The sequence below is a fragment of the Xenorhabdus anantnagensis genome (assembly GCF_028598555.1).
Classification (GTDB): Bacteria; Pseudomonadota; Gammaproteobacteria; order Enterobacterales; family Enterobacteriaceae; genus Xenorhabdus; species Xenorhabdus anantnagensis.
Map to the genome: position 1 here is coordinate 52,209 of NZ_JAQRFN010000002.1, position 15,867 is coordinate 68,075.

The window sequence follows — 15,867 nt, forward strand, 5'->3', positions numbered from 1 at the left end:
TCCTAAAACCCGAAATTTTAATAATAACGGAAGTAAGAGTTTTAAATTCTTCCTGAGACCCTCTTGGAAATAAAACTCCAGAATAAAATAGCGTTAGTTATTGTCTATGTAAAAATAATTCCTATAACTTTTTAGAATACATATTAAACAAATTTAATTTATGTAATTAATTATTAATTTCTCAATGTAATTTTTTTGATAATAAAGAAACAACATTATTTATTATTAAATAATGTTGTTTTTATCTACTGAAAATTGATCCTAAGAGAGAATTATCTCCCTGACTGATTTTTAAAAAAATAGATGATTTTTTATTCAACTTGAAATTTATTCCACATCTTTAGATACCATTACCATAAGAGCCCTCAAATAAAATCGGATCAGCGCTGAGTAATACGAGCTTTTCTTTCGCCGTTTCGACTTTGATAAAAGAGGCCGGAACACCTGATGCATTCTGTTTATCCCGCGAGTGGGAGTGGCGTTGACGATGGTGATAAAACTGAGTCATGGAGCCCCGATCTTTTGGCAAAATTGTCGGATAGTGGGGGCGGGGATTTTTACGCTGCTCAAAAATGTCCAGCCATTTGGTTCACGTATCCGGACTTTCAGTCCGTTAATCATTAACCCGCCTTGTATCTTGAAATTCAATTACTATAAACATGATTAGATTTGGCACAGTGTATGCCGCTACTTTAGTAGGTGGCTGTTTAGTTATAAGTATTAATCATCATAGCAAACTAGCATCTTGAAGTAGAACTAGTATAAATGGTAATAAGGTGACGATTTACAATATAATTGTTGAAACTTTAGAATTAGCACCGAGATAATTATAATATTCTTCGGTGCTGTTTTTCTTGGGATAAAAATATAACTCACTATATTAATATTTTTTCCAATTATTTTTAAAACTATTATTTTGGATCAGTAGCCCCTTTCGGTATCCCAAGTTTATCCAATTCAGCTAAAATTGCTGAAATTTGAGCTTCCCAGTCTGCTGGTTTTGAATTTTTACGTGAAGGAAATATTGATGATTGGCGTTTAAAGTCCACTGAGCTGACAGATTCTTTCCCTTGTATCAGATATTTTGCCATAAAAGCCAATAAATACTTTTTGCTTATTATGTCGTCTATTAGGTCAGGAATATGGGGTTCAAAAGCATAAATCATCAGTTTGTTATTTTTGTCAAACCCATAAACTCTCAAATACAGAACATCATAGAGATTAACAACATCGACTTGAGAGTAACGCGCAACATACATTCTTCCCTTACGCCATGTATAAAACAGTTGCTTTTCCCGATCAATAACAAGGGGGGATATTTTACGAATTAAAGACAATACCCATAAATGAAGTAAAATCATGGTAATAGAAAACAGGAAGAAGCCACCATCTAGTAACAAACCTTTTCGAGCTCTTGATTTTCCGTAAAAACCACTGTCTATATAAAGAATATGAAAATATTGAGGAAAAGAAATACTCTCTGTATCAGCAAGATACTCATATATTTTATAATTATCTGGCAATTTAGGGTTTAGATAAAAATCTTCGCCATATTTATTTTTAATAATACTAACCATTTCCAAATGAAAATTCTCATTCGCTTTCCATGATGTTATGTAATCGTCAATAAAAAAACAAAGCCCTAATAAAAAACCGGCTAAAGAAGCCAGTAAAATTTTTTCACGGTAATTACTCCTGCCGAACCGTATTTCACATTTTTTATCATTAATTAAATCAATAAAGCCTTCTGTTTTTATTTGCTCTTTATCCAGCATGCCAATTTCTTCATCCAAGAATGGATCACACACGGTTGACATTCGTTCTAATTTAATTCCGTTATCCTTAGCCATATAAAATAATCCCATCTAGTTATTTAAAACAAATGATAATAAAGCAATCACTGATAATATAACTTTTTAAAAAAGCACCGGAATAATAATATTCTTCGGTGCTACTTTTCTTGGAAGAAGAATATAATTTACTATATTAATTTTTCCAATAATTATTTCGGATCAGTAGCTCCTTTCGGTGGCCCAAGTCTATCTAATTCAGCTAGAATTGCTGAAATCTGTTGTTCCCAATCGGCGGGTTTTGGCTCTTGACGCAAAACAAATAGCGATGAAAATAATGTTCTTTGACGTTGAAAATCAACTGAACTGACGGCTTCTTTTCCTTGAATTAAGTATTTCGCCATAAAGATCAATAAATAAGCTTTACCTATCCTTGAACTATGGATATTAGGAATACTAGGTCTGAAAGTATGAATAAACAAATTATTATTTTCATCAAAGCCATAAGTTCTTAAAAGCAACATATTTTTATAATGTACAACCTCTAATTGTGTATAACGTGCAACATACATTTTCCTTTTTCCCCACGTGTAAAAAATGCGCTTTTCTCTATCAATAACAAATGGAGCTAATTTACGAGAGAAAAACAGCAAATACAAAAGAAAAGAATTCGCAGCAAGGAAAAGAAGAAAAAAACCTCCGTCCAGTAATAAATCACCTCGTACTGTGGATTTATCATAAAACCCACTATCCGTATAACGAATATGAAAATATTGCAATAAAGATATATTTTTGGAATTGCTAATATATTCATATTTCTTAAAATGCTCAGGCAGTTTAGGGTTTAAATAAAATTCATCCCCATATCTTTGCTTAGCAATAGTAACCATCCCAAGGTAAAATTTCTCATTTCCTTTCCAATCCTTAACATAATCATTAATAAAAAAACAAAATCCTAATAAAAACCCTATAAGAGCAGGAACAATAATATTTATCCGATGACTATTAATCTCATTAATTATCACGCAATTTTCATCATTAATTAATTCAACAGCTCCTTCATTTTCTAATCGCTCCTTATCTAATATTCCAATATCTTCCTTCAAAAGAGGATCACACACTGTTGATAGTTGGCTTACTCTTATTTCATTAGCTTTTTTATCGATCATTTCTTAAACTCTTTTATTATTAATAGTTCTAAAATTACCATTTTGGTATCTAGATTACAATTTAGAATGATTTTTCATCATTATATCCATAAATTGCATTTTCCCATATTGGTTCTTCTCCCCATTTATAACGTAAAGGAGAAATAGTATCTTCAGTAGGCATATAGTACCAAGAAAGATTTAAATACTTAACATGGTCTTCTTCAATTTCTAATGACAAAGTAAGAGTACCATTTTCATCAATTGGATTTTCACTGCCTGATTTTTTGTTTTTATCAAATATATTTGATAGTACATCTTCCATTAAACTTTCAAATCTTTCTTTAGCCTTCTTATAACCCATCAACGTAAAATAATAACCAGGGTGGTTCTTTCCTTCTTCACCATAAGAAGATTTCGAAATATTATAAACCAACTCTGATTCTCCCAATCTAAAATTAGGTAATAGAAAACTATAAGTTATCTTTCCTTTTTTAGTTTTTTCTTTTTTTAAAACTGGTCTATTAAATAAATTTAAGAATTCTTGACGTTCAACTAAAAATGCTTTTTTTGTGTCATTATCCATTTTGTTGGTCTTAGAAAACTGTTCAGCTATATCATTCGGCCTTCTGGTATCCCAAAAAGCATACTTATTTCCCCTTCCCCAAAAGCAATTATTTAATAAATTTTCAAATTCATCTTTACTAAACAATAGTACCCCAAGATAGCCTATTGCCGCTAATGCAAGTGCTCCCCAAAATATAGGCCCCGCTGCAACTCCTGTACCTCCAGCCGCCGCGCCAGCTCCTGCTGTCGCTGTTATTGCTCCTCCAGTTGCTGCCGTTGATTGCCAAAATGCAGCAGTCATTATTAATGTGCCTGTACCGATAGCGGCGTGCGAATAACTTTCCATCTGATTACCTATAGAATACGCATGATAAGCGTCATAATATGAAAGCCCTCCACTCAAAAGCCCCGTTGCCACTACAGCTCTTTTTGCTATTATTTTCACATAATCGCTGTTTAACGTAAGATTGCGTGATGCAGTTCCCAGCAAAACTCCAATTGCAGGACGATTTATTTTCTGTGCCAGTAATTCCGCTATTGCTGCTGCCTTTCCTAAATGCTCAGAAAAACTTCTTGCTGCAATCATTCCACCAATAACTGTATTCAAATATGTAAGACGAATATAAAGAGTTTTTTTACTCGCTTTCAACGGGTCATTTTGGTCAAAATTAGATTGTGACGTTAATGAGTAAAATGTATACATTTTCATGTATAAATCTAACCCACTCAAACCACAATCAAACCACAATCAAAAAATATACTAGTTTGTTGTTGTAAATGTCGCATAGCCACAACATTGAATTTTGGTTTATTAAATTTAATTGTAGGTATTTTTACGTATAATCTATAAGTATAACTGTCAATTTTTTTGAACCAATTGAATACTTTCTTCCCACCCCATTTTTTCATCTCCGCATTAACTTTAGACATACCCCCTTTAACTTTACCTGGAATTCCTTGGTTGCTATATTTTTCTAGTTTTTTTAATAATTTATTCCATTCATTTTCATTTAATACAACCTGATTTCCTTTCTGTATTTCAACACCTAAAAAAGACAAACACTTAATACAGGCATCGCACACTATCCATCTGACGCATTACCAGATCGACATCCATTTTATAAGTATCTTCTGTAGTTAAATCACCAAGATTGATAGGAGGCGCGTTTGGATCTTGTAGGTCTTGTAAATGTTCATGATAACGCTCAAATTGTTCTCCAACTTCTTTAAATTCTTCTATTAGAGTCTCTAAATGCGCTTCTGTGGCATCAATAGCATATAAAGATTTTTCATCATCCAGATCAACAAACTGCATTGCATTTCTGCGAAAAGATTCATCTTTATCTATCTTGTCTAATATTCGTTCAGAAAAAGGAACTTCACTATAAACAATACTAATTTTGGATACGCCTTTATTGAGAGCCAGAAAAGGATAGCCTAATCCCACTGAATCATTAGCAGGTTGTATTTTTTCCCAAGATGCATTATCTACTTTTCTTTCATATTGGGTATATTTTACAATTAACCCTCTTATACCGTCCTGCGCCGTCTGGCTATCGAAATAACCGCTTAATATATATGCTGCCGGGTGCATATCAAAACAAAAAATAGCGCACATATTGTTCCTTTATTCCCCCTTTATTCATCGCAAGAACATTAGAACCTCTTAATATTATTATTTAAAATTAAAAGAGCATTGGCTTTGGGTAGGTGTGGTTCCGCGGACGGTTACATATAATCGAATAATGCAATAAAAAAGAAATTGCTCCCCAAAAACATAGCCAACTATGTGGTCAGGATTATGTAGCAGGATAAGAATGACTGGAGTAACTGGGGTTTGATGGTACTGCCGAAGGTTATTAGATGCTGCCAACAAGGGCAGCACATTAAAAAATGACGGAACGATCAAAAATCCCGTTGGGCTGCATACACAGACCAGATACGGCGAATGTGTACTGTGATCTCTTCACGATCGTGATACAGGTGTTTCGCCTGGAGCTGCGCATTTACGCCGTTCTCTTTCAATTGCAACTCTATTTTCTGCAAAATATGAGCCACTTCCTCATAGCGCTTTTTCATCGGCAATTTAAGATTGAAGATCGCCTCACGACACCAGCTTTTTATTAGCCAATCCGTCATAAGCTGTGCAACTTTTGCGGGTTTCTCAACCATGTCACACACCAGCCAGTAAATATTTTTCACTGGCGGTTCAAATTTAAAACCATCCACACGATAATGCTTCACCTGCCCCGTATCCATCAGGCTATCAGCCATCGGGCCATTATCTACCGCATGAACAATCATACTGCGTTTCACAAACTGGTAAGTCCATCCTCCCGGACAAGCACCGAGATCCACTGCGTGAAGGCCACTATCCAAACGCTCTTCCCATTCGTCATGAGGAATAAATACATGGAAGGCTTCTTCCAGTTTCAGTGTTGAACGGCTTGGCGCATCTGAAGGGAATTTCAGGCGAGGGATCCCCATATAGAAACGGGAATTGTTGTTGCTGTAGGAATACCCGACATAGCAGCAACCTGAAGCAATGAAAAAGACATGAATCACAGGGCGACTGAAATTTTCCTTTGCCAGCAAAAGTTTCTCCTGACGCATCGCATTACGCAGCGGAACCGTAAACTTACGGCAGAATTTCATCAACTCTTTGCTTTCATTAGTATCCGGCACTTCTACACGCAGCTCACCCGCCCTCTCAATGACACCGAACAACATGCCAATAATCGGTGTAATGCGATCTTCCGGCGGTAAATCTTTCAACAGCTCACCAACAACCAACATTTGACGAGCAAAAATCATCTCACTAAATGGAATTTCCCGAATCAGACGATCCGCATCATCAGGTTGATAACATTCAAACAGCACATAACCACTGTTCTCTTTCACGCGGGCGAAACCGTAAATTTCTTTTTTACCCGCTTTATCGGTAATTTCTGCCGCACACTCTTTTTCAAAACCCGGACGGCAATATAAAGCAACTTTATTCATGGCTAGGCGCCAATTTCCTTAGACGCAGAGCGCCAATTAATACACATAACCAACCAATGAGAAAACTGAACCCACCGATTGGTGTCAAATAAACCAGAAATTTTAACGGAAAAAAGGCCAGACAATAAAGACTGCCACTAAACAGCACAATTCCCGCCGCGAAAAAAATCCCACTCCAGCCAAACGATGCTACAGGCTGACGCATCAATAAAGCTGCCAGAGCCATCATGGCGAGTGTATGCAGCCCTTGATATTGCAGGCCGGTATGAATCCATTCCATCTGACGTGGTGTCAGGATAGGTGCCAACATATGTGCCCCCATCGCTCCTAATGCCACGTAGAAAAAACCACTGATCCCAACAAAAATAAGCATAATTCGACTGCTCATCACACAGCTCCTGTTTAGCAGCTATTGGGTATAGCTGGTTATTAATTGTGTCAGATTAAGTGTGTTGGGTGATAAATCCTAACCTTTCTTGCTCAGTCGCTGCTTGAGTCAGTATCCATTTCCGGAAAGCGGCGATCTTGCCCAATTCTGCCTGATTATCGTGACAAACCAAATAAAATGCATTCTTACTGACCAAAACATCATTGAACGGGCAGACAAGACGCCCTGCATCAATTTCATTCTGTGCCATGACATTGTTAGCCAGCGCAACCCCTTGGCCATGCACTGCCGCCTGAATCACCATCGAACTATGACTGAATATTGGCCCCTGCTGAACATTGATCTGCTGCTGCATATCAAGCTGGCGGATATAGGCTTGCCAATCCCGCCGGGATGAATCGTGCAGCAAAGTATGTTTGGCGAGATCTGAAGGTGTTTTCAATGGACGATCTCCCGTCAGCAACGAAGGAGAACAGACGGGCAACAGATATTCCGGATAAAGACGGTCAGTTCTCATTCCCGGCCAGCTTCCCCTGCCATAAAAAATCGCGACATCGACATCATCAGCCAGTTTATCTTCTTCCCGATCCACCGCCTGAATTCGGACATCGATCCCCGGAAAACTCTGATTAAAACCAGAAAGCCTAGGCACTAACCACTGAATAGCAAAACTGGGGGATAAACTGACTGTTAACGCCCCCTTGGCACTGCGGGCCTGAAGTTTGCGGGTGGCATCATTAATGGCAGTGAAAATTTCCTTGATATCGAGATAATAACTTTGTCCATCTTCCGTCAACAATAGTGAACGATTACGACGACGAAAAAGCTTTAATCCCAGAAAATCTTCCAGACTTTTCATTTGATGACTAACCGCAGCCTGAGTCACAAATAATTCTTCTGCCGCTTTAGTAAAACTTAAATGACGGGCCGCAGCATCAAAAACGCGTAACGCATTGAGTGGAGGTAAACGTTTAGACATGTTCGTTTCTTATATGATAGTGACGATACCGGTAACTCTTTTCATTTAGGTATTAGTTTTTATAATCCGAATCATTATAATTTGTCCATTGATGATATACCAGCAAATCCCTATAGTGTGCGCACTTCCTAAGCCGGAACGAAAAGTCTCTTTGTAGCAATACATTGACGCTTTTGGCTTTGTGGTTGTGATGTTGTGTTTGCAAGTTGTCTGGGAAACCAGATTTTGTAGCGTAAGCTACTGTTTTTTTCACTTCCTGTACATTTACCCTGTCTGTCCATAGTGATTTTTTTTAATGCACCGCAATTGCGGTGCTTTTTTTCTCGACTTTCTCCTGTAGAATTCCTCTGCTCTTGTCTAAAGAAAAACTTATTCTTTATTACACAACGATTAAATTAGCACCGTTTATGAAAGCCTTTGACTCAGAAAAATTCCGACAGTACTTTCCTGCCCTGCAACAATCAACCACATTTTTGGACAGTGCAGCCACGGCATTAAAACCGACCTGTATGATTGAAGCAACTGAACACTATTATCAAAACCATAGTGCAACAGTGCATCGCAGCCAACATGCCACTGCACAAGCCATGACCGCTCGTTATGAGCAGGCTCGTTCAATGGTAGCGGAATTGATCAATGCGCCATTGCCTGAAAATATTATCTGGACGAAAGGCACAACCGAGGCCATCAATCTGGTCGCACAAAGTTACTTCCGTTCCCGTCTGAACGTGGATGATGAAATCATAGTCAGCGAACAGGAACACCACTCTAACCTGCTGCCGTGGCTGATTCTGGCAGAACAGACGGGCGCTAAAATCGTCAAATGGCCGATTGGTAATCAGCGCCAACCAGAAATCGACACCCTCGCAAAACTATTGACTGAAAAAAGCCGCTTGGTTGCCATCAGCCAAATATCGAACGTTACGGGTGCAGCAGTAGATTTGGCGCAGGTGACCAAACTCGCCCACCAATATAATTGCCATGTGCTAGTCGATGGCGCTCAGGGCATCGTTCACGCACCTATCAATGTTCATCAACTGGACATCGATTTTTACGCCTTTTCGGCCCATAAACTGTATGGCCCAAACGGATTGGGTGTGTTGTATGGCAAAACTGAATTACTGAATACGATGTCACCGTGGCATGGCGGCGGCAAAATGCTGACTCAAGTCTCATTTGACGGTTTTACACCGGAAGCAGTACCTTATCGCTTTGAAGCAGGAACGCCCAATGTTGCAGGTGTGATCGGCTTTGCAGCAACCTTGGCATGGCTGAAAACCATTGATATCCAGCTCGCCGAAGCTCATGCAATTGCTCTGACAGATTACGCTGAACAGCAACTCAGCACGCTGGCGGGTTTTATCAGTTACCGTGTGGCAGATTCCAGTTTGCTGGCTTTCAATATCGCCGGAATACACCACAGTGACCTGGCAACACTGATTGCAGAACAAAATATCTCCCTGCGTTCAGGGCAACATTGCGCCCAGCCACTGCTGGATGCCCTTGGGATCAGCGGCTGCCTGCGTGCTTCGTTTATGCCTTATAATAACCAGCAAGATGCGGATAGGCTGATCAGCGCCGTAAAGTTTGCACTGTCGCTGTTGGATGAGTGATGTTGTTTAGATACATAACTGCTATGATCCTGAAACTTCATCCAAAGGAAATCAGCAACCCACCCACTGCAAGATAAATAACCAATGACACAACTCTCAGACAGCATCCTTGCTCCGCATCCCTTCGGAACGGAAATCACAGAGCAACAACTTATTGAAAACTTTCAGCAATGCATATTGTGGGAAGATCGTTATCGGCAGCTAATCGGTCTGGCCAGAAAGCTGCCTGCTTTGGCGGATGAGCTAAAACAACAGAATATCGAAAGATCTGGCTGCGAAAATCGGGTCTGGCTGGGGTATCAACGACTTTCAGACGGCCGATTGCATTTTTATGGTGATAGCGAAGGCCGTATTGTCAAAGGGTTATTGGCTGTTCTGCTGACCGCCGTGGAAGGCAAAACACCAGAGCAGGTTTTACAAACACCTTTAGCTGAGTTATTTCAACAAATCGGCCTTGAACAGCAATTAAGTGGTTCAAGGCTCAATGGCGTGAAATCCCTGATAAACACGATTCAGGAAATAGCTAATACCTACATTCATTAGCTCTGTTTAAAGATGAGACCTGTTTAAAGCGTATTTTCCCGCCCAGCTTTTGCCACCATTTTTTTCAATGCGTGGGATACAGCAACAAAACCAAAGGTCGCCGTAACCATTGTTGCGGCACCAAAACCAGAAGCGCAATCCATTCGTTTAGAACCCTCCGCAGTGCTCTTCGCTGCGCAAACTGTGCCGTCAGATTGGGGATAAACCAGCTGTTCCGTTGAAAAAACACAGTCAATCCCCAACTTGCCCTTGCCGTTTTTCATCACACGATAATCCGACTTCAAGCGCTCTTTCAATTTTGCCGCCAATGGATCTTGTACCGTTTTTGCTAAATCCACCACCTGAATCTGGGTTGGATCGAGTTGCCCACCCGCTCCGCCAGTCGTTACAACCGGAATTTTATAGCGACGACAATAGGCCAATAACGCGGCTTTTGGCCGTATACTGTCAATCGCATCAATAACATAACTGAATCCTGTGGACATCAATTCAGCTACATTATCAGGCGTGACAAAATCATCAATGCAAGTAACTTTGCATTCAGGGTTGATCGCTCGTATCCGCTCAGCGATGACTTCTGTTTTTGGCAAGCCCACGTTTTGTACCAAGGTGTGCAACTGACGATTGGTATTGGTGACACAAACATCATCCATATCAATTAGCGTGATAGCACCGATACCTGTACGCGCCAGCGCTTCTGCCGCCCATGAACCAACACCGCCAATGCCTACAACACAAACATGTGAACGGGCAAATAATGAAAGTGCTTTCTGACCATAGAGTCGAGCCGTACCAGCAAAACGCTGAAGATAAGCATCAGAGAGAGAAGCTTGCATTGCTAAATAAATCCTGCATAAAACCTACTCTATTGAGATAGGTTATTGATTATTTGAAATTGATCGTGCGAATTGGAGGGATCTTACTGGTTCTCAGCCAAAAAGCCAGATGATGCTTTCTTCAATACCCAAACACGGCCATAGTGATTATAAAAACCGGCCATTTCACCCGATTTCGCCCCAATACCATGATAAATATCGAAATGGTTTCCTTTTATGGCACCACCAACATCCAGCGCTACCATCAGACGCATCTGATACCGGCCGGTAAATTTGCCCATCTCATCCAATACAGGCACTTCCGCCAGTAGCGTCGTTCCGGGAGGGATCAATGACTTATCAGATGCTACCGATGCTTTTGCAACAAGGGGGACGGCACTGGCTCCCCTCACTTGGGTGTGGGGTTCAGGTTTAAAGAAAACAAATGAAGAATTATGTTCCAGCAATTCTCTCACCTCGGGCTCGCTGTGCTGTTCTGCCCACTGACGGATAGCTTTCATGGACATTTTCTCTTTCGGCACTTCTCCACGATTAATCAGAACACTGCCAATACTGAGATAGGCATGTCCATTTTTTCCCCCATAGCCAAAAAAGGTAAATGGACGCCCATCCCCAAAATTGACATAGCCACTTCCTTGTACTTCCATCATGAAATTATCCACTAGGGAATTACTGTATCCGATAATAAATTTCTTATTCAGTGCTCCGCGATATATCGCAGCGCGGCTTGGCAAACGGGAATGCGAATGAGTTGGCATACGATACAGCGGATATTTAAACTCACCTTGTTTGGTATGTCGCGCATGCAAAACGGGAGTGTAATAACCTGTGAATTTTACATTGCCGTATTTATCTTCACCTTCCATCTGATAAGCCAGCAAGCCAAACTCATTTAAATCACGGGTATCACCACCCGACAGCATCCAATTCTCGATCGCCTCAAATATTTCACGATTATTGTTATAAAGGCGAGGAGAAGCCTCACTGATATATTTAACTTGAGTGACAAAATCCCTGGCATTAACCGGGGAGCCTTCGGCATTAGGCGTATTAACCAACTGGAGGTTATGGATAATTCGCCCATCCTTATACTGCTGCGCCCGATCAATCGGTCGAAAATGGCATCCCGATAATAACGAAATGACAAATCCAAATAAAAGATATTTGCCCCACATTCTCATATTTAATGCCTTATCTCTAGCCATCACTTACTCCGACCACGAACAATATCAAACACCCATAAATAATGAAATGTGGTTATAAAAAAATAGCTGACTGTTTTGATAAAGCTTATCGAGTAAAAATGAGACAATAAGATTGCTTTGCAACCAAAAATCAAAGTAATTTAGCAAATATTAATAAAAAACTTGCAACTGCTACATTCCAGAGTATAGTGTGCCGACATCGAACGCGGGGTGGAGCAGCTTGGTAGCTCGTCGGGCTCATAACCCGAAGGTCGTCGGTTCAAATCCGGCCCCCGCAACCAGTTCGATAAAATACTGTCGTTGATATGCTGTAATATTGAGACGATTTAGTAGTAGAGAAGATTTAGTAGTAAAAACAGTAGTAGTAAAAGCAGTAATAGTAAAAGCAGTAGCAGTAAAAGCAGTAGCAGTAAAAATGTCATCATTCAGTATTTGCATTCATGATTGATAATCAAGATTTGCAGATAGACGGACGCGGGGTGGAGCAGCTTGGTAGCTCGTCGGGCTCATAACCCGAAGGTCGTCGGTTCAAATCCGGCCCCCGCAACCAACTTTATACGATGTCATTGCTCAATATTTGCATTCATAATTAATGATCGAGGTTTGCAAATAAACGGACGCGGGGTGGAGCAGCCTGGTAGCTCGTCGGGCTCATAACCCGAAGGTCGTCGGTTCAAATCCGGCCCCCGCAACCAATATCAATTTTTTATCTTATCTCTTCGACTTCTTCCCAATTTTTATTTCCTGATTTTTACCTGATTTATTTTTAGATTAGCATTTGAACATTATTTAAATTCTGTTTAAAAAAATGCCTATAATCACATCATAAGCAATCAACCCTTACTGGTTTTATGCAATATTTTATCAGGCCAAACTTTACAATAGCCTTTATGGTGAGAAATTAATTCACAGCGGATATTTCACCGCCGTGCTAATTCTGCTCCATTCTTGAAATACGCCTTAATGCCAGCAAAAATAGATTCCGCCACTTTTTGCTGGAATTTAGCTGTCTTAAGTTTGCGTTCTTCTTCCAGATTACTGATAAATGCAGTTTCTACCAAAATAGAAGGAATATCTGGCGCTTTCAATACCGCAAATCCTGCCTGATCGACACTATTTTTATGCAGTTTATTAATTTTACCCATCCGTTTGAGCACTTCATCACCAAACTTCAAGCTATCATTAATCGTCGCGGTTTGAACCAAATCCAGCATGGTATGATCCAAGTATTTATCACCACTTTTGCTGACCCCACCAATCAAGTCAGCCTCGTTCTGAGTCTGAGCGAGGAAGCGAGCTGCATTGCTGGTAGCTCTCTTAGTTGAAAGCGCAAACACGGATGATCCCCGAGCAGAGCGATTTGTGAAGGCATCCGCATGAATAGAAACAAAGAGATCAGCCCGCATCTTACGAGCTTTCGCTACCCTCACTTTCAAGGGAATAAACACATCTTCATTACGGGTCATGTAAACTTTCATACCCGGCTCACGCTTGATAATTGCCTGTAAACGACGGGCAATTTGCAACACGACATCTTTTTCGCGGGTTTTATGTTTCCCAATCGCCCCAGAATCTTCACCACCATGACCGGGATCGAGCATAATCACAATTGGCCTGTCTTTACCTGCTTTTCCGGGTTTACGGGTCTCGGCAGGTAAACGTTGTTCCAGATTCCCACTGTTGTATTCTTCAAGCAGAGCCTGCAAAGGATCATCATCCATACTAGCAGCCTTTTTGGGATATAGATCGAGTACCAAACGGTGCTTAAACTTTGCAATCGGTGGTAATGTAAAAATATGCGGAGCCACAGGCTGTTTTATTTCAAATACCAAACGCACTGTTTTAGGATCAAATTGCCCTGTCCTCACTAATTTTAAGTAAGGATCACGCGGCTGAATCTGTGTCCCCATACTGCTCAAAACACTATTAAGCTGGATACCCTGTAAATCAATAACAATACGGTTAGGCTTTGAAAGTGAAAACTGGCGATACTTAAGTGGAATATTAGACTCCAACGTCACTCTGGTATAGCTTGATGCAGGCCAAATACGAACAGCAATGACTTTTGAAGTAGCTGCGTAACCTATCGGGCTGATACTTAATAGCCATACAGCGGCTGCGCCTTTCAGCAGGCGACGACGTGAAGTATTATGGTCTGAATGACTCATCGTTTATTCCATTTAAAAACAACCGAACTCAGTAATCTTTACCAAAGATAATAGTTAAGCGGGAACTCTAATTAATTAGCGAACTTCTGTCATTAAAAAAAATGCCTTTTTTAATCCCTTAATTTATATATACCAATATAAATAATAGCGTTATTTTTATCCATATTTCCTCTTGCCATTTCCCTCCAAAAAGAATAAAAATACAAAAAAATCGAATAAAAATTCAATCAGAGAGGGGATCATGAAAGAACGCAGTACTGAATTGATTGAAGCATTACGTCACTCGGTTCCGTATATCAATGCACATCGTGGCAAAACCTTTGTCATTATGCTGGGAGGTGAAGCCATCGCCCATGAGAATTTCCCCAATATCGTCAACGATATTGGGTTACTGCATAATCTTGGTATTCGTTTAATCGTTGTTTATGGTGCTCGTCCACAAATTGAGCAAAATATTGTCGAACACAATTGCCAATCGGTTTACCACAAGCACACCAGAGTAACAGATGCTAAAACACTGGATTTGGTCAAACAGGCAGCGGGTCTACTACAATTGGATATTACAGCGCGCCTTTCCATGAGCTTAAGTAATACACCATTACAAGGTGCCAATATTAATGTTGTCAGCGGGAACTTTATTATCGCTCAACCTTTGGGAGTGGATGACGGGGTTGATTATTGCCACAGTGGCAGGATCCGCCGTATTGATGAGGAAGCAATCAACCAGCAATTGGATAATGATACTATCGTGCTGATTGGGCCGGTTGCGGTCTCCATCACAGGAGAAAGTTTCAACCTGACTTCCGAAGAAATTGCAACACAATTAGCGATTAAACTAAAAGCAGAAAAATTAATTGGATTTTGCTCATCTCAGGGTGTACTTGACGCTGAAGGTAATACCTTGTCAGAAATGTTTCCCAATGAAGGAGAAGCTCACCTGTACAAATTGGAAAATACGGGTGATTACTCTTCAGGAACCTCGCGTTTCTTAAGGGGAGCAATCAAAGCCTGCCGCCGTGGAGTTCGCCGCAGCCATCTGATCAGTTATCAAGAAAATGGTTCGTTGATTCAGGAATTATTCTCCCGAGAAGGTATCGGCACCCAAATAGTTATGGAGCGCTCCGAACAGATACGCCGCGCCAATATCAATGATATTGGCGGCATTCTTGAACTTATTCGCCCATTGGAGCAACAAGGCATTTTGGTACGCCGTTCACGTGAACAACTGGAAATGGAAATTGATAATTTCACGCTGATAGAACTTGATAATGTCACTATCGCCTGCGCTGCGCTGTATTCGTATCCTGATGAAAAAATCGGGGAAATGGCCTGCGTTGCAGTGCATCCAGACTACCGGAACTCTTCCAGAGGTGAAATATTGCTGAATGCAATTTCCAATCAGGCTAAGCAGATAGGGTTGGAAAAACTTTTCATACTCACAACTCGCAGTATTCACTGGTTTCAGGAGAAAGGCTTTGAACCCGCAGGAATAGAGATATTACCCGTGGAAAAACAAGCGCTGTATAACTACCAGCGCTGCTCCAAGATCTTGATACTGAATTTATAAGGCTATTCTATTAATCTTGTTAGAATCAACCTTAACTATATCAGTCTAGCCACATCGCCT

Annotated in this window: 15 protein-coding genes and 3 tRNA genes; 6 read left to right on the top strand and 12 right to left on the bottom strand. The window is 40.3% G+C overall.

What is annotated here, in order from left to right:
• Positions 1-340: 340 nt before the first annotated feature.
• From PSI14_RS01875 to PSI14_RS01915, 9 genes are all read right to left on the bottom strand, one after another.
• On the bottom strand, positions 341-508 hold the full coding sequence (locus tag PSI14_RS01875) for a hypothetical protein (RefSeq protein WP_273574148.1): 168 nt from the start codon (positions 506-508) through the stop codon (positions 341-343).
• A 403-nt stretch (positions 509-911) separates the two neighbouring features.
• Entirely contained in the window at positions 912-1,850 is a 939-nt protein-coding gene (locus tag PSI14_RS01880; RefSeq protein WP_273574149.1) for a hypothetical protein, read from the bottom strand.
• Positions 1,851-2,002: 152 nt separating this feature from the next.
• Positions 2,003-2,959: a hypothetical protein gene (locus PSI14_RS01885; RefSeq protein WP_273574150.1), complete on the bottom strand. Its 957-nt coding sequence runs from the start codon at positions 2,957-2,959 to the stop codon at positions 2,003-2,005.
• A gap of 61 nt (positions 2,960-3,020) precedes the next feature.
• A complete protein-coding gene (locus PSI14_RS01890; RefSeq protein WP_273574151.1) occupies positions 3,021-4,214 on the bottom strand; it encodes a hypothetical protein in 1,194 nt (397 codons plus the stop codon).
• A 17-nt stretch (positions 4,215-4,231) separates the two neighbouring features.
• The gene (locus tag PSI14_RS01895) at positions 4,232-4,564 is read right to left on the bottom strand and encodes a hypothetical protein (RefSeq protein ID WP_273574152.1); all 333 of its coding nucleotides are present in this window, start codon (positions 4,562-4,564) and stop codon (positions 4,232-4,234) included.
• Positions 4,565-4,568: 4 nt separating this feature from the next.
• Positions 4,569-5,123, bottom strand: coding sequence for a toxin VasX (locus tag PSI14_RS01900; RefSeq protein ID WP_273574153.1), 555 nt, complete (start codon positions 5,121-5,123; stop codon positions 4,569-4,571).
• 287 nt (positions 5,124-5,410) lie between these two features.
• The gene (rlmM, locus tag PSI14_RS01905; protein WP_273574154.1) at positions 5,411-6,508 is read right to left on the bottom strand and encodes a 23S rRNA (cytidine(2498)-2'-O)-methyltransferase RlmM; all 1,098 of its coding nucleotides are present in this window, start codon (positions 6,506-6,508) and stop codon (positions 5,411-5,413) included.
• Positions 6,501-6,896, bottom strand: a complete 396-nt coding sequence (locus PSI14_RS01910) for a DUF423 domain-containing protein (RefSeq protein ID WP_273574155.1) — start codon at positions 6,894-6,896, stop codon at positions 6,501-6,503. Before PSI14_RS01910 ends, rlmM begins: the two co-directional genes overlap by 8 nt.
• Positions 6,897-6,951: 55 nt before the next feature.
• Entirely contained in the window at positions 6,952-7,875 is a 924-nt protein-coding gene (locus PSI14_RS01915; protein WP_273574156.1) for a transcriptional regulator GcvA, read from the bottom strand.
• Positions 7,876-8,282: 407 nt separating this feature from the next.
• Here PSI14_RS01915 and csdA point away from each other — a divergent pair, with 407 nt between their 5' ends.
• Together csdA and csdE are read left to right on the top strand one after the other, a co-directional pair.
• Positions 8,283-9,488: a cysteine desulfurase CsdA gene (gene csdA, locus PSI14_RS01920; RefSeq protein ID WP_273574157.1), complete on the top strand. Its 1,206-nt coding sequence runs from the start codon at positions 8,283-8,285 to the stop codon at positions 9,486-9,488.
• 84 nt (positions 9,489-9,572) lie between these two features.
• A complete protein-coding gene (gene csdE / locus PSI14_RS01925; RefSeq protein WP_273574158.1) occupies positions 9,573-10,031 on the top strand; it encodes a cysteine desulfurase sulfur acceptor subunit CsdE in 459 nt (152 codons plus the stop codon).
• Between the two features lie 23 nt (positions 10,032-10,054).
• On the opposite strand, the gene tcdA is transcribed toward csdE, so the two are convergent.
• Positions 10,055-10,867 (bottom strand): tRNA cyclic N6-threonylcarbamoyladenosine(37) synthase TcdA, encoded by an 813-nt coding sequence (gene tcdA / locus PSI14_RS01930; RefSeq protein ID WP_273574159.1) that lies wholly within the window; start codon positions 10,865-10,867, stop codon positions 10,055-10,057.
• Between the two features lie 83 nt (positions 10,868-10,950).
• On the bottom strand, positions 10,951-12,048 hold the full coding sequence (gene mltA, locus PSI14_RS01935) for a murein transglycosylase A (RefSeq protein WP_273574350.1): 1,098 nt from the start codon (positions 12,046-12,048) through the stop codon (positions 10,951-10,953).
• A 228-nt stretch (positions 12,049-12,276) separates the two neighbouring features.
• On the opposite strand from mltA, the gene PSI14_RS01940 reads away from it, so the two are divergent.
• The 3 genes from PSI14_RS01940 to PSI14_RS01950 all read left to right on the top strand — a co-directional run bounded on the left by PSI14_RS01940 (position 12,277) and on the right by PSI14_RS01950 (position 12,767).
• A tRNA-Met gene (locus PSI14_RS01940) sits at positions 12,277-12,353 on the top strand.
• Positions 12,354-12,545: 192 nt separating this feature from the next.
• A tRNA-Met gene (locus PSI14_RS01945) sits at positions 12,546-12,622 on the top strand.
• Positions 12,623-12,690: 68 nt separating this feature from the next.
• A tRNA-Met gene (locus PSI14_RS01950) sits at positions 12,691-12,767 on the top strand.
• Positions 12,768-12,992: 225 nt separating this feature from the next.
• Here PSI14_RS01950 and amiC read toward each other — a convergent pair.
• Entirely contained in the window at positions 12,993-14,240 is a 1,248-nt protein-coding gene (gene amiC / locus PSI14_RS01955) for an N-acetylmuramoyl-L-alanine amidase AmiC (RefSeq protein ID WP_273574160.1), read from the bottom strand.
• 241 nt (positions 14,241-14,481) lie between these two features.
• Between amiC and argA the strand changes: the two genes are divergently transcribed.
• The gene (argA, locus tag PSI14_RS01960; protein ID WP_273574161.1) at positions 14,482-15,807 is read left to right on the top strand and encodes an amino-acid N-acetyltransferase; all 1,326 of its coding nucleotides are present in this window, start codon (positions 14,482-14,484) and stop codon (positions 15,805-15,807) included.
• Positions 15,808-15,867: the final 60 nt, after the last annotated feature.